Origin of the sequence: Leucobacter sp. 7(1), assembly GCF_900163635.1 — a bacterium.
In the GTDB taxonomy this organism is placed as follows: domain Bacteria; phylum Actinomycetota; class Actinomycetes; order Actinomycetales; family Microbacteriaceae; genus Leucobacter.
In genome coordinates, this window is sequence record NZ_FUID01000014.1 from 44310 (window position 1) to 68727 (window position 24418).

The window sequence follows — 24418 nt, forward strand, 5'->3', positions numbered from 1 at the left end:
GCGGGGTGTGCTTCAGAGTCTGCCACGAACCTCCGACAGTGCGCGCCTCGCCCCTCCGATGCCCCGCGAACGGTGAATGTCGGAGGTGCGCAATAGGCTTGCCGCATGATCTCCTTCGACCCGTCTCAGCTCCGGGCGCTTGCCCTGGATCCGACGCGCCACGCACGTGTGCTCGGCGCTCCGGGCACCGGGAAAACGAGTGTGCTGCTGGAGGTCTGTACACGGAGCCTTGCGTTGCCAGGGTGGGGTGAGGACGACGTCCTTGTGCTCGCGCCGAACCGGCTCGTGGCCGCGGCGCTGCGGGCGGAGGTCGAGCGTGGTCTGGGGCGCGCGTTCGGGGGGACGCCGGTACGTACGGCGGCGTCACTCGCGTTCGCGGTGTTGGCCCGCGCTGCAGCGCTCGAGGGGACTGTCGCGCCGCGCCTGCTGACGGGGACCGTACAAGACGAGGCGATTGCCGAGGTGGTGACCGCGGGGGTCGCGGTGCACGGTGCCGGCATTGCGGGGCTGCCGCCAGAGGTGCTGCACAGTCCGGCCTTCCGGGCGGAGCTCCGTGAGCTCTGGCGAGTTGCCGACGATTTCGGGCTCGTGCCAGGGGAACTCCGACAGCACGTCGCTGAACTCGAGGCGGCGGCAGCGACGGAGGCCCATACGCGCCTGCCGGATCCAGAGTTGCTCGCGCGGTGGCGGGACGGATTCGGACTGATTCAGGCGGTGGCGGATCGGATTGCCGATGAGCGCCCGAACGAGCTGAGCTCAAGCGGCCTGCTCCGGGAAGCGGCCGCGGCGGTGCGGCGTGTGGTCGCAGCGGGGGACACGGCCCGCCTCGCGATCCCGCGACTGATCCTCGTCGACGACGCGCAGGAGCTGGGCGAGGGTGAGCTGGCGTTGCTCGCCGCGTGCGCGGAGGGCGGGAGTCGGATCTGGGTGTTCGGCGACCCAGACGTGGCCACGGGCGCATTCCACGGTGAGCGGACACTGGTGCTGGCGCGGCTTGACGCGGAACTCGAGCGCCGCTCTGCCCCGCACGTGCCGGGGACGCCGCGCGAGCCGGCACAGCGTGTGGTCCTCGAGCGTGCGTATCGACATGGGCCCGAGCTTCGTCGCGCAATCGCGGGACTCGCTGAGCGGGTCGGGGCCGCCGGAGCGGGCGAGCAGCGTGCGGCACTCCCACGAGCTGCCGCCGCGGCGGATCCGGATTCCGCCGTGCAATTCGCGGTCGTGGGCTCGGCCGCCGAGCAGCTCGGGGCGATCGCGCACAGGCTCCGCGCGCGGAGGCTTGGGCTGGGTGCCGCCGACCCCGTGCCGTGGGACGAGATGGCGGTGTTGTGCCGCAGCCGGGGGGAAGCCGTACGTGTGGCGCGAGTGCTCGCCGCCCACCAGGTCCCCACCGGGATTGCGGCGGGCGGCATCGTGCTTCGTGAACACCAGATCGTTCGCGAACTGATCCGCCTGCTCCAGCACGCACTCGGTCTGCACCCGCTGAGCCCCGCCGAACTGCTGCCGCTCGCGGGCGGAGTGATCGGAGGGCTCGACCCGGTTGCCCTGCGACGATTGCGTGGGGCGCTCGTATTGCAGGAACGGCGGGACTCACGCACGCAGACTCGGGAGCCCCGGAGCATTGAAGAGGTCGTCGCCGAAGCTTTCGCGGCGCCGGGCCCGCTCCCGATTGTGGATAGCGCGGGCGGGCGGGCGGTGCGTCGCCTGGGACTCCTCGCGGCTGCCGGGGTCCGCGTACACGAGGCGGGTGGAACCGCTCGCGAGGTGCTGTGGGCACTGTGGGAGGGAACGAAACTCGCGACTTCGTGGCAGAGCGATGCGCTCGATAGCCGCGGTGCACGCTCCGACGAGGCGCACCGCTCGCTCGACGCGGTGGTGGGCCTGTTCTTCGCGTTGCAACGACACGAAGAGCAGGACAGCACGCAAGCGATCGCCGAGCTCCTCGCTGAGCTGCTGAGCAGCGCCGTGCCAGAGGACTCGCTTGCACAGCGCAGCCAGCGTGCCGCAGTGACGGTCACGACACCGCAGGGCGCGATCGGGCGAGAATTTGCGGCCGTGGCCGTGGTCGGGTTGCAAGACGGTGCATGGCCGAATCTCCGAGCCCGCGGCTCACTGCTCGGTGCCGCAGCCCTCGAACGATGGTTGCGAGGTGGTGAGGCCGTGCCCCCCTCCCGGAAAGACACGATGCACGACGAGCTACGGCTTTTCGTCCACGCATGCGCGCGGGCATCCCGGGAACTGCTTGTGGTCTCCGTCGCGGACGAGGACCAGCATCCCAGCTCACTGTTCGGCCTCGGGCGGGAGTACCGCCACGATGAACTCCCCAGTTCGCGCCTGACGCTGCGCGGGGTGACCGCGGCGATGCGGCGGCGACTCACGGCCGAGCCGGGCGACCGCGGGGCGCTGCGCGCGCTTCGGGAGCTTGTCGGTGCGGGGGCTGCCGGCGCGCATCCTGACGAGTGGTACGGGGTGCTGCCGCCGAGTACCACGGCCCCGCTTGTGCCGCTCGACGAGGATCCGGAGGCCACGGTGTCCGTGAGTCCCTCCCAACTCGATCAGGCGGAGACTTGCCCGCTCGACTGGGTGATCGCGCGCCTGGGCGGCAGTGCCGGCAGCGTGCAGGCGAGCCTGGGCACGCTTGTGCATCATGCCTTTGAGACCGCGCAGCGCTCTGACGCCGACGAGATGCTTGCCGCCGTCATGGCGGAGTGGCGCAAGCTCGAATTCGACGCCGATTGGGAATCGGTGCGCGCGGAGCAACGTGCGGCGCAGATGACGGGGGGCCTTGCTGCCTACCTGCGGGAGTTCGCCGCGTCCGAGCGGCAGCTCATCGGGAAAGAAGCCAGCTTTGCGGTGCCGATCGACCGGGCCGTGCTCAGCGGGATCGCGGACAGGCTCGAGCGCCGCGAGCTTGCCGACGGGACGGCTGAGATTACGGTGCTGGATCTGAAAACCGGGCGGTCGGCACCGAGTAAAGTGGCGGCGGAAACCCATGCCCAGCTCCGGGCCTATCAGCTCGGTGTGACCCTGGGAGCCTTCGATGTGGCCGGTGCGGACGCGGCCGGTGCGGACGGTGCCGGTGCGGACGGGGCCGGTGCGAACGGTGCCGCTGACGCGGAGGGCACCATCGCACACACGATTGAATCGCGCAGCGGCGGTGCGCGATTGCTGTATGTCCACCCGGATGCCACAGGCTCGGCGGAGTTCATTGAGCGCGTGCAGCAGCCCATTGATGCCGAAGCGATACAGGAGATGGAGGAGCGCGTGGCGAGCATCGCACGGGTGATGGCGGGTGGCGACTTCACCGCCCGGATCGAACACCACTGCTCGGATCCGCACCAACCGGGAAACTGCCGGCTCCACATTATTCCGGCGGTGAGTCACGGATGAACAAGTCAGAACCGAGCAAGTCAGAACCGAGTAAGCCAGAACCGAGCAAGTCAGAACCGAGCAAGTCAGAACCGAGTAAGCCAGAATCGAGGAAGCCAGAACCGAGCGCGGCGGGCACGGCCGCTGGGCCGGACGGTCCCCAGGCGACCACCCCGCTCTTCTCCGCGGCGCGGATCGCGGAGCTGTTGGCGGTGCCGCCCGCGACCCCGCTGACACCGACGCAGGAGCAGGCCGCCGTGATCGAGCACACGCTCGGCGGCAGCACGCTCGTTGTCGCGGGCGCTGGGAGCGGGAAAACTGAGACGATGGCGAACCGGGTTGTGTGGCTCGTCGCGAACGAGTTTGTTGCGCCGGATCAGGTGCTGGGCCTCACCTTCACCCGGAAGGCCGCAGGAGAGCTCCGGGAGCGGATCACCGGGCGGCTTGCGACCTTCGTTGACCGCCTGAGGGATGCAGCGGAGCGGGGAACTCTGAGCGATGAGGAGACCGCCGCATCCGTGCGTCTCACCGCGCTCCTCGGCGACGGCCTCGACATCCCTGAGGTCAGCACCTACAACTCATTTGCGGCCGGGGTGCTGCAGGAGTTCGGAATCGCAGCGGGTGTGGCCCCCGGCGCAGCTGTCATCGATGAGGCGACGGCCTGGCGGCTCGCCCGTGACGTCGTGATCGGCAGCGCCGATCCGGAGCTCCTTTCAAGCGAGCTGCAGACGCCCGCATTGATCCGGCACATAGTGAATCTTGACCACGCTGTGGCTGACAACCTCACCTCGCTCGACCGTGTGGACCAGATCGTCGCCGAGTTTGCGCGCGTGCTGCATCTGCCATACTCCGAAAAGGAGATCGGCGGCGAGCCGAGCGGAAAGGTCTACGCCCCGGTTCGGGATGCCGTCGCTGCGCTCGCGGAAACCCCGCTGATCAGCCGACTGGCTCGGGAGTATGCCGCCGAGAAGGAGGAACGCGGGCTCATTGAATTCCCCGACCAGTTGGCGCTCGCGACGCGCGCGCTTGAGGCGTCGCCCGACGCTGTTGCGACCCTGCGCCGCCGACACCGAGCGGTGCTGCTTGACGAGGTGCAGGACACCTCGGTCGGCCAGACCCGTTTCCTGGCGCTAATCTTCGCGGGGGCAGCCGTGATGGCCGTGGGCGATCCACACCAGTCGATCTATGGCTGGCGCGGCGCGTCCGCGGAGGGACTGCGCTCCTTCCACCAGGATTTCGCCCCCCGCCGCGGCGACCGGGGGATCGGTGCATCTGCGCCGTCTGTCCAGGCCACGCTGACGCTCTCCACAAGCTGGCGAAACCCCGGTCTCGTGCTCGACGCCGCGAACACAATCGCGGCACCGCTCGCGGCCGCCTCCGCGATCGACGTTCCCCAACTGGCACCGCGCCCTGGGGCCGGGCCTGGGGCGGTTGAATGGGCCTACCCCGAAACCATCCACGAGGAGCGGCAAGCCGTTGCAGCCTGGCTGCGTGACGCTCGTGAGGCTCACCGCGCCGTGCACGGTGAGCCGGCAACAGCCGCTGTGATTTTCCGAACTCGGCGGCATATGGCACCGTTCTCCGCCGCGCTCACGGAGCTCGGGGTACCCAACCGAATTGTCGGGCTTGGCGGTCTCCTCTCCACCCCTGAAATCACCGACATCGTGTGTGTGCTGCGTTGCCTGTGGTACGCCGATGCCGGGGGCGACCTTATCCGTATCCTCGCGGGCCCCCGTTTCCGGATCGGGGTCGCAGACCTCGCGGGGCTTCGGGACACCGCGCGCTGGTTTGCGGGTCGCGACGTCACCCAGCAGCCGCTCAGCCCCGAGGATCGCGCGGACGACGAGGTCCTGCCGGACCCGGACCGCAGTTTCACGCTGCTCGATGCGCTCGACCAGATTGCCGGGATGCGCGACCTGGACCACGGCGCGCTGCGGGGGATCAGTCCGACAGGCCGCGAACGGCTCCGCGAGGCTGGCCGAATGCTCGCGGCCTTACGCCAGGGCGTGGGCGGTGACATTGGCGAACTGATCGGATCCGCCGTGCAAGCGCTGCGCCTCGATATCGAGCTTGACGCGAACGAGGCAAGGGAGCACGCCGGGAGCTCGGCAGCGCACGCCAACATCGACCTGTTCACTGACCTCGTCGATTCCTATCTTGCGGTCGACACCCGAGGCACGCTCGCCTCCGTGCTCGAGTGGATCGAGCGCGCCACCGAGTCCGACGAATCAGCGGAACACGTCGCGGCACCGGTGCCCGGTACCGTCCATCTCATTACGGCGCACGGCTCCAAAGGGTTGGAGTGGGATCTTGTCGCCGTACCGCGTCTGGTAGCGGGGGAGTTCCCCGGATCCGCGCGGAGCGGCGCCGGATGGTTGCGCACCGGGCAAATCCCGGACGAGCTTCGCGGTGACGTCGCGGCGCGCCCGCAACTGAATTGGCGGATCGCCGAGACTCAGAAGGAGCTGCGCGACCGGATCGCGGAGTACAAAACAGAACTGCAAGATCGCCATGCGGACGAGGAACGCCGCCTGGCCTATGTCGCGATCACCCGCTCTGCCGATCGGCTCTTCCTGAGCGGGTCGTTCTGGGGTGGGCAGACCCGTGCGCGCGTGCCTTCCGTGTTCCTGCAAGAGCTTGCTCAGACCGGGATTCTCGCGGGCCTGCCCACCGAGAGCGCTCATGATGCCGACCCGAGCGTGCGTGACGAGATCACGGCGCGGTGGCCGCTGCCCCCGCTCGGTCCCCGCGACGCAGCGGTGCGTTCGGCCGCCGCTGCGCTCCGGGAAGAGCTCGCCGCTGGCCCGGAGACGCGCAGCACCTCAGAGGAACCGCTCGATGAGACAGTTGAACTGCTCCTTGCGGAGCGTCGGGCCGCGGCCGTTGCCGCTGCGGGCGGCGGCCCTGCGGTACCCTCTCCGCTCGCGCCGGAGGTCGATCTGCCGGAGCGGATCACCGCCTCCACCTTCCACGAGTTTGTGGAAGACCCTGTGCGCGCGGAGCGGCTGCGCCTGCGTCCCCTCCCACAGCGGCCGTACCGGCGCACGCGTGTCGGTAACCGTTTCCACGAATGGGTCGAGCGGCGCGCGACAACGGCCGTGGGGCAGGCACTGCCGCTTGCGGGTCTCGACGAGCTCGCCTTCGCTCGTGGGAGCTTCGGGGAGGAGAACGGGCCGGGCGACGGCCATCCGGCCGCCGCACCCACCGCGCAGCAGGATGTGGAGGCTGAACTGCAGCCGCTGATCGAGCAGTTCGAGCGCTCGCGCTGGGCGCTGCTCGAGCCGCTCGCGGTTGAACTCGAGGTATCGCTTCCGTTTGCTGGGCGCACGCTCGTCTGCAAACTCGACGCCGTCTACCGCCAGACTGCAGACCGTGGCGGGGATGACCGTGTCGAGATTGTGGACTGGAAGTCGGGCCGCCCCCCGCGCACGGACGCTGAGCGCGAGTCGCGGTTCTTCCAGCTCGACCTCTACCGCCACGCCTACGCGCTCTGGTCCGGACGCGACCCGGACCTCATCGACGTGTCGCTGTTCTACGTCGCCGACGGCATAGAATTGCGCAGCCGGAGCCCGCGGACTCTCGCCGAACTCGAGGAAATCTGGTTGGGCGCGGCCGGTCAACTTACGGATGGATCTGCTGAGTAACGGGCAGGGGAACCGCGGGTGCGTCGAATCCGCCCGCACGCTCCTGCTCGACGCGCGTACGACGCCGGAACTCGCCTGGGGCCTCCCCAAATGTCGCCTTAAACAGGCGCGTAAAGTGCGGGGGGCTCGTAAACCCATAGCGCGCGGCGACGGCGGCGATCGGCAGGTAGTCCTGCAGCGGGCTGGCGAGCTCCCTGCGGCAGAGCTCTAAGCGCCGTCCGCGAATCCATTCGGCGACACCCACGCGGTACTCCGTGCTGAAGTGTTTGTGGAGGGTGCGAACTGCCACAAACAGGGCGGCAGCCACTCGATCCGGACTCAGCTCCGGGTCCGCGATGTGATCGTGGATGAAGTTCACCGCACGATCAACGAGGCTTTCCGCCCGGCTCGGTTCTGCGAGTGACGCGTCGGTGCGGCCCAGTTCCGCGTGCACCACTGTGGAGACGAGGTCGACGGTATTGCGCGCGAGGCGCAGCCCGCTCGCCGCAGGGATCGTGGCGAGCGCGCCGATGAGCTGGGTGAGAAAGGGCAACACCATGCCCGCGATCGGCCCGGTACCCGAGATCCGTGTCGCGACGAGCTCCCGGGAGAGCTCCGTCGGCAGCGTCAACAGGTGCTTGGGAAACACCAGAATTGCATTTCGGAACTCATCGTCCAGGCTCAACGAATATGCACGATCGCTGTCGTAGAACGCAAGGTCGCCAGTCTGGAGGGTGGCTTCTTTGCCGTCCTGGCGAATCACCCCAACACCTGCGAGCTGCAGGTGCAGCATGAAGTTACTCTGCGGTGAGCGATTCGCGACAGCCTGCGGGCGCTCGACCTCGTGTTGCCGGGCGCGCACATCGAAAGCCTCGATGTCTCCGAGGCGGCGGCCCCGGATCGCGCCGTGAAAGCGCTGCGGCCGATTCGAGCCGACAGTGAGCGGCGCAAATCGATCCGACACGAGCTGCGAGAATCGCTCGATCTCGTGGGTCGCGATGCTCTCCATCGCCGATGTTCCTGGTGCGTCCTCCACGATGAGGCTCCTCCTTCACTGCAGACTCCCGCGACGGCGGGAAGTTCCGGTCGTGAGGACCGTGTTCGCGACTCTAGCAAGTGGGCGCAGGATCACCCAGCGTTTTCTGGGCCCGCCGCACCAGGGCCACCGCAGTGTGCGGCGACGTCCAAGCCCGGTGCGCTCCCGCACAACGAGCCGCCCCGCGCCGTGCTTAGCGGGTGCGCCCGCCCGTCAGGTCGTCGTCAGTGTATGGCTGAGTGAGTTGCGAGTCCTCGTCATCCGTGAGCGCGGCGGGCCGCGCCTGATCTGTGGGCGTGGGATCGGGCTGGGCGGACGAGCTGTGGCCCGCAGCCGGATCAGTGAAGTCGAAGTCGGGCACGATCCCGGTATCGGCCCCGAGCGCGGCAAACTCTGCGAGTTCTGCCTCGGTGACTGGCTCGGGAACTGACGCCATGCCCGATGCGTTGTTCGCGACAGGCTCGTCGGCCTCGGGGAGCCGTTCGACGAAATCGGTCTCGTTGCCGAACATGCGATCCTCGTCGAGTGCCTCGACGGCGGCCGTGTCTGACACGTGCGTCGAAACCGCGGGGGTTTCCTCGAGGAGCGCGGCGACCTCGGTTTCTCCGAGCGGGGAGCGTGATTGCGTGGAAGCGTAGGCCACGCTCAGCACACCACTGACACCCACCATGCGGTCCATCATCGCCACGGCGTCATCGATGACCGATTGATCGTGAATCTCGGTGCCGTGCAGCAGCCACTTGGCGACCTCGAGCTCGTGGTAAAGCGCGGCGCGGGTGCGCAGGTTAGGCATCGATCCGGCGTTGCGCTGACTTACGTAACGTGCAAGCACCGCGTCGAGCACGTCGCTGCCCGGCGCAAGGAGCCAGGCGAGATCCGCCGCAGGATCACCAACGGACAACTCGGACCAGCCCACCACGCCAGTGATCTTGTCGCCGTCGACGCGGAAGCGCGCCGCCTCGAGCGAGCCATGCACAGTTGTCGGGGCAAAGTCCCAGAGCTCCGCGGCCTCCACTGTCCGCTGCCAGCGCTGCAGCACAGTCTCGGGGATGAGTCGCGTCGCTTCCGCACGATCAATGATTCGGGTCGCCGCGAGTCGCAGATCCTGCGCCGTGGATATGGGGAGGCCGCCGCTCTGGGCCACGCCCAGGGGGAGCTCGTGGATCGCGGCGATGGCTTCGGCGAGTGGCTGCAACAGAATCGCGTCGTCGCTGAGGTCCTCTGCGACAAACTGCGCACCATCAACAAACGTGGAGACAACGGCGCGCGTCTCGCCGGCGCGGGTCAACCCGAGGGTCTCGGGAACCGCGAACGGAAGCCGGCCCCGGGGGCCCGCTGTGAGCGCGGCGAGCCCAAGAATCGTTGCCGACTGCTGCACCTCAGCGGCCTGGGTGCGGGGAACGCGGACAAGCAGCTCGGCGTCATCGCTCACGATGACGGCTTCCGCGAAGCTGGGATCCTCGTCGTGTTCGCGCACTCCGAACACTGCGAGGCCCGGCACCGCCGAGGTTGCGAGCGCGGCTAGAGTGAAAGGGATGCTGGCCATGTACATCAGGGTATGCAGGCACAGCGCGCGGAGGGTAACGCCACGCGCACCTCGGCGCACACTCACCGCCAGGGCAACGGCCCTCCGGCGAGCGCGTCCCGTGGGCACAGACACACGACAACACAGGGAGCACACATGAACGAGGACCGACCGCCGCTCGCGAGCGGCGCGCTGGACCGAGACGCGGCGACCCGGGCTACTCCGGAGCTGTTGGCGGCGGCGTGGCGTGAGCCGGGAGCGCGTGTGCTCCGAATGCGCGGGGTCGAGATTCCGATCGTGGACGTGGCCGCCGCCCCGAGGTTGTCCTTGATCCCGACGCAGGGGGAGACGCCAACTCCGGGCGTAGGTCACGGCCCGGGCGCGGTCTATCTCGGGCGTATGGCTGGCGATGCGATGTTCGCGATTGATGAGCCGGTGCCGGATCCCGCAGCGGTGCCCGCGGCGCCTGCGCATCTCGATGAACGCTGGGCGCACCCGTTCACCGCCGCCGAAGACCTGCCCGAGACCGAGCGCGAGCTGTTCGCCGTCGCGTCGGCGCTGCTGCGCTGGCACGAATCTGCAGGCTTCTCGCCGCGCGATGGGGAACCCACCGAGGTGATGCAGGGCGGCTGGGCCCGCCGCGACGCACGCGGCGCGGAACTGTTCCCGCGCACGGATCCGGCGGTCATTGTGTTGATCGAACATGAGGATCGGGTCCTGCTCGGATCGAATGCGCTCTGGGAATCGGGGCGGTTTTCGCTGCTCGCTGGTTTTGTCGAAGCCGGGGAATCGCTGGAACAGACCGTGGAGCGTGAGGTCTTCGAAGAAGCCGGGGTGCGCCTCGACGGGATCACCTATGTGACGTCGCAGCCGTGGCCGTTTCCACGCTCGCTCATGCTGGGATTCCGCGCGCGGCTCGCGGCGGGCGCGGATCCCGACGCGCTGAACCCGGATCCCGAGGAGATCTCGGAACTGCGCTGGTTTACGCGCGAGCAGCTGCGCAGCCCGGAACCCGGGATCATCCTTCCCGGCCCGGTGTCGATCGCGCGGTGGCTGATCGACCGGTGGGTCGCGGAGGGTGACGCGAGTGACCACTGACGCTGAAGCAGTGCTGGAGGGGCTCGACCCGGAGCAGCGCCAGATCGCGGAGCATCTCCGTGGGCCTGTCTCGGTCCTCGCCGGTGCCGGGACGGGGAAAACCCGCGCGATCACGCACCGTATCGCCTACGGGGTGCGCTCTGGGGTGTACGCGCCGGAGCGCGTGCTCGCGGTGACCTTCACGAGAAAGGCTGCGGGGGAGCTGCAGGGCCGGCTTCGTGGGCTTGGGGCGGACGGGGTGCGCGCGCAGACCTTCCACGGGGCCGCGCTCGCCCAGCTGGGGCATTTTTGGCCGGACGTGATCGGTGGGGCCGCACCGCAGATCATCCCGGGTAAAGTCGCGGCGCTTTCGCAGACTGTTGAGGCGGCTGGCCTGCGGCTCGGCGGCGAAGCGCTGCGTGATTTGGCCGCCGAGATCGAGTGGCGCAAGACATCGATGCTCAGCATCGACCGCTACAGCGAGCGGATCGAGGAGCGCCCGATCCCGACAGGCTTGACCGCTGAGCAACTCATTGACCTGCACGGGCGCTATGCCGGGCTGCTTGAGGAGCGACGACAGATCGACTTTGAGGACGTGCTTGTGCTCCTCACCGGCATGCTCGAGAGCGAGCCGCGCGTCGCGCTCCAGGTGCGCGAACGCTACCGCTTTTTCACCGTCGACGAGTATCAGGACGTGTCGCCGCTGCAGCACGCCCTGCTGCGTGTCTGGCTGGGGGACCGTGATGATCTCTGTGTCGTGGGGGACGCTAGCCAGACGATTTACTCGTTTGCGGGCGCGTCAAGCTCGTACCTCCTGCGCTTCGGCGTGGAACACCCGAATGCCCGCCAGGTGCGTTTGGAGCGCAACTATCGCTCCGTTGAACCTGTCGTCAGGCTATCGAACCGGTTGATGCGGGATCGTCCGGGCGCGTTGACGCTTTCGGCAATACGCGAGGACCCGGCACCCGCCGCGCCGACGTTCGAATGGTTTGCGAGCGAGTATGACGAAGCGCAGGCGGTTGCGGGATCGATCGCGGCGGCGATCCAGTCAGGAACTCCCGCCTCCGAAATTGCGGTGCTGTACCGCACCAACGCGCAGTCAGCACGATTTGAGGAAGCGCTTCGGCAGCGCGGGATCGGCGTGCGCGTGCACGGGGCACAGCGGTTCTTCGACCGGGCGGACGTGCGGCAAGCGGTGATGCTGATCCGTGGCGAGGCGAAGGTTGCGGACGATCGTCCGCTGTTCCAGATTGTGAGTGACGCGCTCCGCGCTGGCGGGTGGACGGCAAAAGTTCCGGAGGGCGCGGCCGAGCGCGAGAAGTGGGAGGCGCTCAGTGCGCTCCTGTCACTCGTGGACGAAATGCCACCGGGCGCGGGGATTCGGGAATTCAGTGAAGAACTGCTCGCGCGCCAGCGCACGCAGCACGAGCCAACCCTCGACGCGGTGACGCTGAGCGCGGTGCACGCGGCGAAGGGTCTCGAGTGGACTCTCGTGCACGTGGCGGGGCTCAGCGAAGGGCAGTTTCCCATTGTGCACGCTGTGGACGAGGCCAGCATCGATGAAGAGCGCCGTCTTGCGTACGTGGCGTTCACGCGCGCGCGGGACACGCTGCGGCTTTCGGGTGTCGGGGGCGTGGGCCGTGCGGCGCGGCATCCCTCGCGGTTTGTGGGGGAAGCGGGCCTGGTCTAGGACCGGCCCCCGAACCCGCACGTTACCCGAGCGCGCCACACGCGCACTCCGGATGCGCGGGGATGGGCAGGCTTTTGGGGGCTCCGGAGAGTCGTCCCCGCGCAACGGGGTACCTGGTTTGCCCACGCTCATTCGCGGTGGGCGTCCAGTCCTGGCCCGCGAGTGTCTTCGCGTGCCAGGCGTCAAGTACCGCCGCCGCCGCGACACCCGCGGCGGCCCCGACGATCGGGGTCTCGCTCGCTGGGCGGGACCCCATCAGCTGCGCGGCGAACGCGGGGAGTCCGGGATCGGCGTCGATCGCCCGGAGCGACGCGCAGGTGTGACAGGGCTGTCCTGGCGGGAGCACGAGGGGCCCCACCGTGAACTGCGTGTCGGAAAACCGGAGGAGAAGATGCGGCAGATCCGCGAGGAGCCAGCGCTGGGCTCGTTCCAGGGGTTCGAGATACCGCTCGACGTGGAGGACAACATCACACGTCCCGACGGTTTCGACCTGCACACACGTGTCCGCAGCGATCAGGGCGGCCGCGAGCCCCGGCACGGGCCACGCGCCATCGTTGAGGAAGACGCGCAGCGGAGACGTGCGCTCCGACCACGGCGGTAGCTTCGGGCCGGGATCGAGCGCGGGGGCCACCGCCGCCAACAGCGCACGAGCCTCGCGCGGGGTGGCACCAGCCGCGCGGGTGTGCTCGGGCCAGTCCTCGGAGTGCACGCCAGTGCGGATCCGCCCGATCAAGCGCTGCTGAGCGGGCGAGGGGTCGCGGACCCGAGCGATAGCGCGCTCGAAGCCCACGCGCAGCGTGTCGGGGTCTTCCCAGCCCAGCGGCAGGTCGGCACGGATCCGGAGCAGAGTCATGCGAAATAGTGTGCACGCAGTACCGCGGGGGAATCACGCTGTCCACAGAGCCCGGTCAAATTGGGGGGCATTCAGGACCCCGCGCCGCCCTGTGGACGACGCGGGGTCGCCGGCGCTACTCCTTTAGCGGGGTCGTTCCGTCCGCGCCGCCCTCGTGCGGCGGAAGCTCGCCGTCGAGCAACTGCGCGAGCGCGGCATCGAACTCGTCCGCTGCCGGATCCGCCGCGGCTTCGGTAAGGCCGAGGCGGGCGAGCAGCAGCGCGGGATCGTCAAGCTCCTCCGACGAGGGCAGCAGATCCGGGTGGGCCCAGATGCCGTCGCGGGTCGCCACGTCACTGTGTTCCGCCACGAGTCGCCACAGTGCGGCGGCCTCGCGGAGGCGGCGTGGGCGCAGCTCCAGGCCGGCGAGCGCCGCGAAGGCGTGCTCGGCTGGCCCGCCCGTGGCGCGGCGTCGGCGCACCATCTCCGCGATCGCGTCGGCGCCGGGGATGCGCTTCGCCGCGTCCGCGGTGACCACATCTACCCAGCCCTCGATCAGCGCGAGGATCGTCTCGAGGCGCGCGTGTGCAGCCTCTTGAGCTTCCGTCTTCGGCGGGATCAGCGCCCCGCTTGTGATGAGTTCCTGGATCTGTTCGGGGTGCGCTGGATCGATGTCGTGCGCGAGCTCTTCGATCCGATCCGTGTTGATGTGGATGCCGCGCGAGTAGTCGGTAATAGCTGAGAGGAGATGGAGTCGCAGCCACTTCGCATGGCGGAACAGGCGAGCGTGGGCAAGCTCTCGCACCGCGAGGTACAGGGTGACCGCCTCGGGATCCTGGTCGAGGCCCTCCGCAAACGCAGCGACGCCACCCGGGAGCAGCGCGCCACCCTCGCGGCCGGGGCCGGACAGCAGGGGGATGCCAATGTCGCCCGCGGACACAACCTCTCCCGAGAGCTTGCCGATGATCGTGCCCAGCTGCACCGCGAAGAGTGCTCCACCCACACTGCGCAGCATGGGTGCTGCACCCTGCAGTGCTGAGCTCAGCTCCTCCGGCATCTGCGTCTGAAGTGCGTGCATCAGCGCGCCCGTGATCGATTCGGCGACGGGCTCGGCAAGTCCGACCCAGGTGTCCACGGACTGCTGCACCCACTCGATCCGGCTCAGCGTGCGCGGTGCGTCAGGGGTGGCACCGAGTTCGGTGACCTCGTCGAGCCACAGGGTCGCCACGGGGAACGCTCGCATCGCGGGGGCCGGATCCGCGGCGGGGCCACCGCCGCTTGCGACCTCGATCGCGGTGCGCCGGGTCGCGGACCAGTCGATCTGTTCTGAAGGGTTCTGCATGGCACCCTGCAGCGTGGCAAACAGGCCCTGTAGCGTCTGCGGATCGACCGGGATCCCCGCAGCTTTGGCGAACTGCTCGGGGTCGAGCGCTGCCCCGCCGCCACCGCCGGACAGCATCTCCCCGAGGATCCGCTGGAGTTCCTCGAAATCGTTCCGGCTCTGGTCGTCGGAGCCGTCGTGCTCGTTCGCGCTCATGGCTGCTCCCTCAGTAATCGTCGTGTGTCAACGCTACGGTACGGTGCCCAGTTCTGCCTGCTAGATTGACGGGCGCTCGGCGATTTCCATTGCGCCGAGTGCGAACAGACGCAGGGAACGGGACGCTGGGGAGTGCAGTGAGCGACGAGAAAACGAGCGTGACATCGGGTCCCGCACCCCGGGACTTCACGGGTTCGGGTGCCTTCGGCCCGGTCTGGCGAGAACGCCGCCGATCCCGCCGCTCACTCGTGGTCGCCGGGCTCGCGAGCGTACTGCTCCTCGCCGCCGTCATCCCGTCTCCGTACACGATCGAACGGCCGGGACCCGTCGTGAACACGCTCGGTGAGGTGCAAATCGAGGGCGAGGCCCAGCCCGTGATCTCCTTGCCGGGCAGCGAGACGTATCCGACGACCGGCACGCTCAACCTGCTGACAGTCTCGCTCGTGGGTAGCCCGGAACACCCGGTGTCCTGGTTGTCCCTCATTCCCGCGGTGGTGGATCCGACTCAGCGAATCCAGCCGCGCACGAACTTCTTCCCCGAGGGCAGCACACTCGAAGATCGCGAGGCGCAGGGCACCGTTCAGATGCAGTCTTCGCAGGCGCAGGCAGCAGCGGCGGCGTTCCGGGAACTTGGACACGACGTGCCTGTAGAACTGATCGTCGCCGCCGTTTCTGAGGATGGCCCCGCCGAAGGGATCCTGCGCGAGGGGGACGTCCTCACAGCGATTGCTGGCGAGCCCGTGGCGGACTTCGCTGGGCTCCGTGCCGCGATTGTGGCGTCTGGGGCCGATACGGAACTGACACTCACCGTGGAGCGAGATGGTGAACCGCAGGACGTGGCGCTCACGCCGCAGGTCCCGGATGGGGGAGGGGACCCGCTCATCGGAGCCGTCATCGCCACGACATTCGAGCTCCCCATCGAGGTCGATATCTCGCTCTCCGAGATCGGCGGTCCGAGCGCGGGCATGATCTTCGCGCTCGCAATCATCGATCAGCTCACCCCGGGTGCCATGCTTGGCGACCTCACCGTGAGCGGCACGGGTACCGTCACTGACGCCGGCATTGTCGGTCCGATTGGTGGGCTCGAACAGAAGCTCTGGGCCGCCGCCCGCGCCGAAAGCGATCTGTTCCTGATGCCGGTGGGCAACTGCGGTGACCTGCCGAAGCGGCTCCCGTCTGGCATCGACGTTGCTCCGGTCGAGACTCTCGAAGAAGCGATGGGTGTGATCGAGGATGCGGCCGCAGGCAAACCGGTGCCCGGGATCGAGCGCTGCGAGGCCGCGCCAGCGCAGTGAACCCGGAGGATTGTCAGCGCCGACCGATAGGCTAACTGGCGGAACCCGCCCGGCAGCAGCCGGTGCCATACCGACAGGAAAGTACTCAGAGACGTGACCGACCAGAACGCAGAAGCTCAGGCCGCCCGTCAGCGCCGCATTTCCCCACTCGCCGCCACGATCGTGTTGGTGGTGATCCTGATCCTTGGCTTCCTCGCGGTTGCTGCGGTGACGGCGGAGGTGCTGTGGTACCGGCAGACCGGATATCTCCCGGTATTGATGACCCAGTGGATCGCCGCGGCGGTGATGTTCGTCATCGGTTTCCTTGGGATGGCGGTGCCGCTATTTTTCGCGATTGATATCGCCTATCGAAAACGCCCGGTCTACGCTCGGCTGACCGCCCAGCTCGATCGCTACCAGGAACTCTTCGAGCCGCTGCGGCGCCTCGTGAAGTGGGGCCTGCCCGCGGTGATCGGTCTCTTCGCGGGCGTGACCGCCGCGGCACAGTGGCAGAACATCTTGCTGTGGCTGAACAGCACGCCGACCGGGGAGAAGGATCCGCAGTTCGGCTTCGATGTCTCGTTCTTCCTGTTTGACCTTCCGGTCTTCCAGGGTGCGGTCGGCTTCGCGTCGGCCGTGGCCCTCATCGCGCTGATCGCCGGGGTGGCCACGAGCTACCTCTACGGCGGCATCGCCTTCTCGGGTCGCGACGTGCGCGTCTCGAAGGCGACCCGAATTCAGGCGGCAGTGCTCGCCACGATCTACCTGCTGTTGCAGGCTGTCAGCCTCTGGCTCGACCAGTATCGTGCCCTGACAAGCAGCGCCGGGCTGCGCACCGGTGCAATGTTCCAGGACGTGCACGCCGTGATCCCGGGTAAGCAGATCCTCGCAGGCATCGCCATCATCGTCGCGATCTTGTTCCTCGTCACCGCCTTCACCGGCAAGTGGCGTCTGCCCGTTGTCGGCACCGCCCTGTTCCTCGTGTCGAGCATCGTGCTCGGTGTGGGATACCCGTGGGCGATCCAGCAGTTCCAGGTGCGACCCGATGAGAAGAGCCTGGAGTCCGAGTACATCCAGCGCAACATCGACGCGACCCGTGTGGCCTACGGCTTGGACGAGGTTGAAGTTGAACGCTACGACGCCGTGACTGACGCGGAGCCCGGCGCGCTCCGCGACGACGCGCTGGCAACCGCGAACATCCGCATCATCGACCCTGAGGTCGTGTCACCCACGTTCTCCCAGCTTGAGCAGATCCGCCAGTACTACCAGTTCCCGAAGTCGCTGAGCGTTGACCGCTACGAGATCGACGGTCAGGTTGAGGACACGGTGAGCGCGGTGCGCGACATCAACATTGAGGATCAGACCGGGTGGTACAACCGGACCCTGGTCTACACGCACGGCTATGGTCTGGTCGCGGCGTTCGGCAACCAGCGTTCACCCGGCGGGGAGCCCGTATTCCTCGAGAACGGGATTCCCACGAGCGGCAAGCTCGGCGAGTTTGAACCCCGCGTGTACTTCGGACAGAACTCTCCCGAGTACTCGATTGTCGGCGGTGAGCGCACGAAGCCCATCGAGCTCGACTTCCCGGCGGATGGCGAGAGCAGCGCCGAAGCGACCGCGGACGATCCCGTGCCCGCCGATCCCGAGGCAACCGAGGCCGCCGCGGAGGCGTCGGCTGAAGAGCCCGCAGCGGAAGACGCTCCTGAGGAAGAAGCCGCGGACTCCGGGCGTCAGAACATGACGACCTTCGGCGGCGACGGCGGCCCGGAACTCAGCAACATCTTCACGAAGCTGATCTACGCGCTGAAGTTCCAGGACATGGAGGTGCTGCTCTCCGGTGCCGTGGTCGACGGGTCGCAGATCCTGTACGACCGTGACCCGGTGGAGCGTGTCCAGAAGGTGGCGCCGTACCTTACGCTCGATAAGGCCCCGTACGCCTCGGTCGTTGACGGCCGGATCGTGTGGATCGTTGACGGCTACACAACCTCTGCGGACTACCCGTACTCCGAGGTCAAGGACATGAACGACCTCACTGTCGACTCGGCGAACAAGACGCGCGACCCGATGCCGAAGCCGGTGAACTACATCCGGAACTCGGTGAAGGCCACGGTTGACGCCTACGACGGCAAGGTGTCGCTGTACGCCTGGGATACCGAGGACCCGCTGCTCAAGTCCTGGGGCAAGATCTTCCCGGACACCCTGAAGCCGGTCACGGAGATGAGCGGTGGCCTCCTGAGCCACGTGCGCTACCCGACGGATCTGTTCAAGGTGCAGCGCTCGGTGCTTGGTGAATACCACGTCACCGACCCGGACGCGTTCTACTCGGCCGAGGATCGCTGGCGCACGCCGAACGATCCGGTAGCAAGTGCCGCTGCCGACGCGCAGAAGCTGGCGCAGCCGCCGTACTACCTGACGCTCGCGGCGGGTGCAGGCGCTGATCCGAACTTCTCGATCTACTCCACCTACATCCCGGACGCGCGGGGCGAGGGACAGCGAGATATCCTCACCGGATACCTTGCCGCGAACTCAAACGCCGGTTCGAAGGACGGGGCAATTTCTGAGGACTACGGGACGCTGAAGCTACTCACGCTGCCGAAGAGCAACTCGATCCCCGGCCCCGGCCAGGTGCAGAACAGCTTCACCACCGACTCCAAGGTGTCGAACCTGCTGAACATCCTGCGCCAGGGCGAGAGTAAGGTCATCAGCGGGAACCTGCTGACGCTCCCCGTCGGTGGTGGACTGCTCTATGTGCAGCCCGTCTACGTGCAGGCGTCCTCGGGTACGAGCTTCCCGATCCTGCAGAAGGTGCTTGTCTCCTTCGGTGACGACATCGCATTCGAGGACACGCTCGACGCGGCGCTCGACGAGCTCTTCGGCGGCAGCTCGGGTGCAAATGCTGGTGATGGTGGGGTGCCCGTCACGCCCGGGGACGGCGCGACGCCGCCCGCGGACGGAGACGAGAGCACGAGCGGCGGCAGCACTGGCGGCTCAAGCGACCCGATGGACGCCGTGTTGCAGGAGATGCAGCAGGCCATCAAGGACCGCGATGCGGCAATGAAGGCGGGCGACTGGACGGCGTACGGTGAGGCCGACGAGAAGCTGCGGGACGCGCTCGAGAACGCGCTGCAGGGCAGTTAGTGTGCTGGCCTGGGCGGCGCAGCAGCGCCGCCCGGGCCTGCACACCACAACCTGACCACGTCCCTACCAAACGACCCCGGAGTTGCAGGATCTCCTGCAACTCCGGGGTCGTTTGGTGTGTTGGGGGTCGTTTCGTGTGCGGCGGGGAGCGTCGAGCGAGTCCGGCTAACGCTTGGGCCAGCTCCAGTGCGGACCCTCGAATCGGAGTTGGCCGCGCACGGAGGTCGCGCCGCCCTCCTTCTCGAGCTCGATCAGCTGAGCTTCGTGCGCGAGTGCCTGGACAAGCGGCTGTGCGTGTGTGACCACCACCACCTGTGTGTGCTGGGCGGCGTCGCCGATCAGCGCAGCGAGCACGGGGAGCAGGCTCGGATGCAGGCTGCCCTCGGGCTCGTTCAAGACGAGCAGCTCGGGTGGGCGCGGGCTCAAGAGCGCGGTTGCGAGCAGAAGGAAACGGAGCGTGCCGTCCGAGAGCTCCGCGGCGCTCACACGGCGTTCGAGGCCTGGCTGCGTGAGGCACACCTGTGCCACTCCGTGATTGTCGCCGTCGAGCACGATCTCGGAGCCCCCAAAAGCGTCCGCAACGGCGCGCTGCAGGCGATCCCCGTCACCCACACCGAGGACGGTCGCGACGGCACCCGTGAAATTCGCGCCCGAGGGATCGAGCACCGGGGTGAAGCTGACGGGGCCCGCGCGCCGGGCCGGCGCGTCCACATCGGTGCGCAGATTGTCAATGAAGCGCCAGCGACGAGCCGACTCCCGGAGGGAGAATAACTCGGGGGTGTCTGCGGGAGAGGACAGGGTTGCGAGCATAGATTCGCTGTCCCGCACGCGCCAGTCGCTCAGGACGAGTGCCCCACTGCGGTCCCGGAGTCTCACTGCGAGAGAGCGGCGTTCGGCCAGGAGTGCGGCTGGACGAAGGATCGGGCCGTGCCAGACCGCCTCGGTCTTCACTTCAGGGTCGAGCAGCCGCGCGGTGCCTGGAACGCTGAACGCCGGGAGCTGGGGCAGACCCAGGTCGATCGCGTAAGAGAAGTCGTCGGTGGCGCAGCCCAGACGCAGCGCCACCGGCCGCGACGAATCGCGCTTGCCCGCGTACAGGGCGCTGTGCATGCCGCCCTCTGCGGCGAGCGAGCCGAGCGCCCCGTCGCGCACGATCTCCGAGAGAAGTCGGAGCGCGCGGTATACGTTCGATTTTCCGCTGCCATTGGTCCCTGTGATCACGGTGAGCTGCCCGAGTTCGAGCGTGACCTCCCGGAGCGAGCGATAGTTCTCGATGGCAAGCGTCCGGATCATGCACCCCACTGTAGTGGTGACCGAGGCGAACCGACGGCCCGCACGACCGTGCACCGAGGCCTCCTCCTCCGATAATCTGATGAAAGTAAGGTCAAGCTCAACTACATCGCATCAATTTGGAAGGGGCGCTGTGCAGTCCTCTCATCTCGTTTCTCGATCCAGGCGACACGGGTCGATCAGCCGTGTCGCCGCTGTACCCCGCGTGGGTATCCGGGCCACTCCCTGCTCGGTGAACGGAGACTGAGCCGTGGCAATTCCATGCGCACCTGCACGGGTCGTCGGCACGCAGCGCGTGACGCCAAATATGATTCGAATCCAGTTCGAAGCCGAGGGGGACTGGCGGTGGCCCGAGCATGGCCGCGGCGATGAGCGCGTGGATATCGCACTCCCCATGCCCGGTGAAACTCGGGCCGCGATCGACGTGTTTCTGCTTCCTGAATACGGGCGGGGCTGGGAGGGGGAGGAGCCGCCATGGCGTCACTACACGGTTCGGCACGTGCGCGAGGGCGGTCGTGTGCTTGAGATCGACTTCGTTGTGCACGAGGGGGGTCTCGCTTCGTCCTGGGCTGAGCGTGCCGAACCCGGTCATGTCATTGGGGTCTTTGGTGCCGGCACGCGCGAGGAACCCTCCTCCTACTACGCCGCACCTGACGACGCGGAGTTCCAGCTGCTCGTCGCGGACGCTACTGGAGTGCCAGGGCTCGGGCGGATCATCGAACAACTCCCCGCCGGCGCTCGCGCGTTGGCGGTCGCCGAGGTGCCGAGCCACGCCGATATCCAAGAGTTCGACACCCGTGGGGATGTCGAGATGATCTGGCGGGTGGGGACCGGAAACGGCCTCGGAGCGAGTTCCCTCGCCGCAGAAGTGTCCCGGGTTACTGACCCCGGTGTGCCGTGGTACGCCTGGGTGGCGTGTGAGGCCGCGACAAGTCGCGCGATCCGGCGCGACCTGCGAAACCGGCTCGGCCTGGCTCGCGACCGGCATCACGCGATCGGGTACTGGACGCAGGACCGCACGGGCAACATGTCCGCCGAAGTGGAGTGACCCGGTGTGGGGGCTGTCTTTCAGCCCCCACACCGACGCCGCGGCCTGTAGAGAACACCTGTCACAGTGAGGGCGCGGCTGTTGCGCGGAAGGCGGGAACTCGTTCTCCCTGGGCGGACGAAGTGATCAGACTGTTCAATCGTTTCACTCTCGTTTCTTCCCGCTTTGCACTCATCACCCACCAAACAGCGTCACGTTGATAGGACGGCGTGAACGTCGAAAACTTCTCCCACGCCTGCGGATCTTCCCTGAATTTTTGCGCGTAGCTCGGGTGAAGTTCACGCTCTCGGGTGCGAGATGAATACCCCTGAACGTCGCTTCGGCTTGTGAAGAGCTTCATTCCTTCCGGTCGCATCTTCCCTGACCGCACCAACGCCTCAGCCTTTTTCACGTTGACCGCACTCCACACGCTCGTGGGCTTCCGAGGGGTGAAGCGCACTCGATAGCTCTCGGTATCGACGCGCTTTCTGAGTCCATCGATCCAGCCAAAGCACAGTGCCACGTCGACGGCCTCTGGCCAGGTTTGGCTGACCCTTCCTGAGCCTTTCTTGTGAAACAACACCCATACTTCGGAGACGTCCTTGTGGTGCGTTTCAAGCCAGGCGTTGAACAACTCCGCATCACTGAAGAACAGTGTGTCGACCATCGTGCCTCCTACTTGACGGGGTGTTGTCCCAACCAGTCAATGATCGCACTCGTGGACTCGGCGTGACGTTCCTGATGCACCCAGTGGCCGCTGTCACAGCTCAGCTCTGCCACATTTGGGACAAAAATGGACAGACTTTCTGAACGGGCGACGGCGTCGCGCAGCCCGTAGATCATGAGCGCAGGCTGGTGGATGATCGGGTCGGCGTCTGCCAAGAGCCGCCAGTTTCTATTGAGGTTGCGGTACCAATTGATCCCGCCAGTGAATCCCGAGCGTGAGAACGCGGAGTCGTAGACTGCCAGCTCGCGTTCGTTGAGCAGCGGCTCGCCCAGCGGGGCGGAATTCTGGGCGATCTCGATCATCGCCATACCGGGTTTCGGTGGGGAGAGCGGCTCATCCTTCCGGTACAGATTGTTCAGAAAACGCGCAGGATTCTCGTCGAAGATCGCGTCCGCAACTCCCGGCTGCTTGGTGAAATGCACGAAATAGTAGTCCTCACCGAACACTGCCTCCATGAAGTCAAGCCAGGGCACGTCCCCGCGTGCGAGGTAGGGCAAGCTGAGCGCCACGATCTTGTCGACCCGCTGGGGGTACAACAGCGTGAAACTCCAGACGACAAACGCACCCCAGTCGTGGCCCATGAACACTGCGCTCTGGTACCCGAAGTGGTCGAGGAGCGCAGCGAGGTCCCCCGTGAGGTGCTCGATGTCGTAGGCAATGATTTCTTCTGGTCGGGCAGAGTTGCCGAATCCTCGCTGGTTCGGAGCGATCACGTGGTACCCGGCAGCCACAAGCTCTGGGATCTGAAAGCGCCAAGTGTATGCAATGTCAGGCCAGCCGTGGCAGAGCACGATTGGATTTCCACGGTTCTCTTGGCCGGCTTCGAACACCTCGAGATCGACTCCATTTACGGAGATGACTGTGGCTTCGGGGAATGTGCTGTCGTGTGTGGGAATGTCCATTCCATAAAGCTAGTTTCCTAAATAGGTCATCTAGTGACCGGTTTTTCTGGAAGTATGCACATTATGAAATCGGATCGTTTGGTGGCCATTCTCCTGATGCTGCAGCGACGTGAGCAGGTCACAGCCGCGGAGGTCGCACGGGAACTCGAAGTTTCTGAACGCACGGCCCGCCGTGATCTCGACGCACTGGGCATGGCGGGGATACCGATCTATTCGGTCCAGGGCCGTTCGGGTGGGTGGCGTCTCCTCGGCGGTGGCCGCACCGACCTGTCGGGCCTCACCGAGAGTGAATCCCGCGCCCTGTTCCTTGTTGCAGGCCCCGCGGCAACCGCGGGCAGCGCTGCACCAGAACTGAAGGCGGCACTACGGAAGCTCGTGCGGGCGTTGCCGGAAAGCTTCCGCAGGCCCGCGGAGGCCGCCGCGTCGTCGATGATCGTGGATTCGCAGCCGTGGGGGACAGGGAGAACTGCGGAACAGCCCCCACCCTGCCTTGAGGTGCTGCAGAATGCCGTGATCAGTGGCGTGCAAGCTCAACTCAGTTATGTCGACAGCGCAGGCACTGAAACCGAGCGGATTGTGGAACCGCTCGGGCTCGTGGCGAAGGGGCCGCGGTTGTATCTCGTTGCTCACACCGAGCCGGGTCGTCGGACGTTTCGGCTCGATCGCATAGCGGCCGTGACGCTGACGGATGTCCCGGTGCGCCGGGTCGAGGGCTTCGATCTTACGCAGAGTTGGCGTGCCCTTACCGACGAAGCGGAACGCCACCGAACCGTCGTCGAGGTACACGCGAACTGCGATCCCGCAGGGCTCGGCTTTCTCCAACAGGCAGTGGGGAGCGACCTCGAAATAGGCCAGGCCAGGAGCGACGGCCGCATCCCAGTCGTGATTCACGCCCCCAGCGAGTACGGGATCGCGGGTCACCTCGCAGGCCTCGTCGAGTGGCTTGACGTCACCAGCCCACCCGGCGTGCGGGACAAATTGAGGATGATCGGCGCCGGGCTCACCGAGCGATACGCCACGCTTGACGGGGTGGTAAGCAGGAATGATGAAGGCCCCTGATCCAAAGATCAGGGGCCTTCATGCCGCAGTGCGACTCTTGGTTGCGGGGGCAGGATTTGAACCTACGACCTCCGGGTTATGAGCCCGGCGAGCTACCGAACTGCTCCACCCCGCGGCACGAGTAAGAGTCTAGCGGGCAGGGATGCGCGGGCACGAACCGGGGTGCACGCGGGGCGTGTTGCCGGGCGTTGTGCGGGTGAAAGGTCCGTGTGTGCCGGAGCCGCGCGAGTGTCGCTCACAGGGGAGCGAGGTTGCGGTGAACCGCGTCGTCTGGCGCGCGCATTTCTCGGGCGAGCGGTGCAACGCAAAAGG

General features: G+C 67.1%; 15 protein-coding genes and 1 tRNA gene. 8 read left to right on the top strand and 8 right to left on the bottom strand.

The window, feature by feature from the left end:
• Positions 1-105: 105 nt before the first annotated feature.
• Together FM113_RS03290 and FM113_RS03295 are read left to right on the top strand one after the other, a co-directional pair.
• Entirely contained in the window at positions 106-3390 is a 3285-nt protein-coding gene (locus FM113_RS03290; protein WP_087011484.1) for a PD-(D/E)XK nuclease family protein, read from the top strand.
• Positions 3387-7013 (top strand): ATP-dependent DNA helicase, encoded by a 3627-nt coding sequence (locus FM113_RS03295; RefSeq protein ID WP_087011486.1) that lies wholly within the window; start codon positions 3387-3389, stop codon positions 7011-7013. The genes FM113_RS03290 and FM113_RS03295 overlap by 4 nt, the downstream gene beginning before the upstream one ends.
• Here FM113_RS03295 and FM113_RS03300 read toward each other — a convergent pair.
• Positions 6991-8028 (bottom strand): helix-turn-helix domain-containing protein, encoded by a 1038-nt coding sequence (locus tag FM113_RS03300; protein ID WP_140393277.1) that lies wholly within the window; start codon positions 8026-8028, stop codon positions 6991-6993. The two genes, FM113_RS03295 and FM113_RS03300, sit on opposite strands and share 23 nt — an antisense overlap.
• Before the next feature lie 193 nt (positions 8029-8221).
• Positions 8222-9574 (bottom strand): phosphotransferase, encoded by a 1353-nt coding sequence (locus tag FM113_RS03305; protein ID WP_087011490.1) that lies wholly within the window; start codon positions 9572-9574, stop codon positions 8222-8224.
• 135 nt (positions 9575-9709) lie between these two features.
• Between FM113_RS03305 and nudC the strand changes: the two genes are divergently transcribed.
• A complete protein-coding gene (gene nudC / locus FM113_RS03310) occupies positions 9710-10651 on the top strand; it encodes an NAD(+) diphosphatase (RefSeq protein ID WP_087011492.1) in 942 nt (313 codons plus the stop codon).
• A complete protein-coding gene (locus FM113_RS03315; RefSeq protein ID WP_087011494.1) occupies positions 10641-12320 on the top strand; it encodes an ATP-dependent helicase in 1680 nt (559 codons plus the stop codon). Before nudC ends, FM113_RS03315 begins: the two co-directional genes overlap by 11 nt.
• A gap of 22 nt (positions 12321-12342) precedes the next feature.
• On the opposite strand, the gene FM113_RS03320 is transcribed toward FM113_RS03315, so the two are convergent.
• Complete coding sequence (locus FM113_RS03320) at positions 12343-13173, bottom strand: hypothetical protein (protein ID WP_087011496.1); 831 nt, start codon at positions 13171-13173, stop codon at positions 12343-12345.
• Between the two features lie 115 nt (positions 13174-13288).
• Positions 13289-14689, bottom strand: coding sequence for a zinc-dependent metalloprotease (locus FM113_RS03325; protein ID WP_087011498.1), 1401 nt, complete (start codon positions 14687-14689; stop codon positions 13289-13291).
• Between the two features lie 137 nt (positions 14690-14826).
• Between FM113_RS03325 and FM113_RS03330 the strand changes: the two genes are divergently transcribed.
• Together FM113_RS03330 and FM113_RS03335 are read left to right on the top strand one after the other, a co-directional pair.
• Entirely contained in the window at positions 14827-15984 is a 1158-nt protein-coding gene (locus FM113_RS03330; protein ID WP_254908844.1) for a PDZ domain-containing protein, read from the top strand.
• 93 nt (positions 15985-16077) lie between these two features.
• Positions 16078-19101, top strand: a complete 3024-nt coding sequence (locus FM113_RS03335; protein ID WP_087011500.1) for a UPF0182 family protein — start codon at positions 16078-16080, stop codon at positions 19099-19101.
• Between the two features lie 165 nt (positions 19102-19266).
• Here FM113_RS03335 and FM113_RS03340 read toward each other — a convergent pair whose 3' ends face one another.
• Positions 19267-20394 carry an AAA family ATPase gene (locus FM113_RS03340; RefSeq protein ID WP_087011596.1) on the bottom strand — a complete coding sequence of 376 codons (1128 nt, stop codon included), beginning with the start codon at positions 20392-20394 and terminating at the stop codon, positions 19267-19269.
• Positions 20395-20641: 247 nt separating this feature from the next.
• On the opposite strand from FM113_RS03340, the gene FM113_RS03345 reads away from it, so the two are divergent.
• Positions 20642-21439: a siderophore-interacting protein gene (locus FM113_RS03345; RefSeq protein ID WP_217895941.1), complete on the top strand. Its 798-nt coding sequence runs from the start codon at positions 20642-20644 to the stop codon at positions 21437-21439.
• Positions 21440-21500: 61 nt separating this feature from the next.
• On the opposite strand, the gene FM113_RS03350 is transcribed toward FM113_RS03345, so the two are convergent.
• Both FM113_RS03350 and FM113_RS03355 read right to left on the bottom strand, forming a co-directional pair.
• On the bottom strand, positions 21501-22085 hold the full coding sequence (locus FM113_RS03350) for a YdeI family protein (protein WP_087011502.1): 585 nt from the start codon (positions 22083-22085) through the stop codon (positions 21501-21503).
• An 8-nt stretch (positions 22086-22093) separates the two neighbouring features.
• On the bottom strand, positions 22094-23047 hold the full coding sequence (locus FM113_RS03355) for an alpha/beta fold hydrolase (RefSeq protein WP_087011504.1): 954 nt from the start codon (positions 23045-23047) through the stop codon (positions 22094-22096).
• 54 nt (positions 23048-23101) lie between these two features.
• On the opposite strand from FM113_RS03355, the gene FM113_RS03360 reads away from it, so the two are divergent.
• Complete coding sequence (locus FM113_RS03360; protein ID WP_254908845.1) at positions 23102-24106, top strand: YafY family protein; 1005 nt, start codon at positions 23102-23104, stop codon at positions 24104-24106.
• A 38-nt stretch (positions 24107-24144) separates the two neighbouring features.
• Here the strand turns inward: FM113_RS03360 and FM113_RS03365 are convergent.
• Positions 24145-24221, bottom strand: a tRNA-Met gene (locus FM113_RS03365).
• Between the last annotated feature and the right edge of the window lie 197 nt (positions 24222-24418).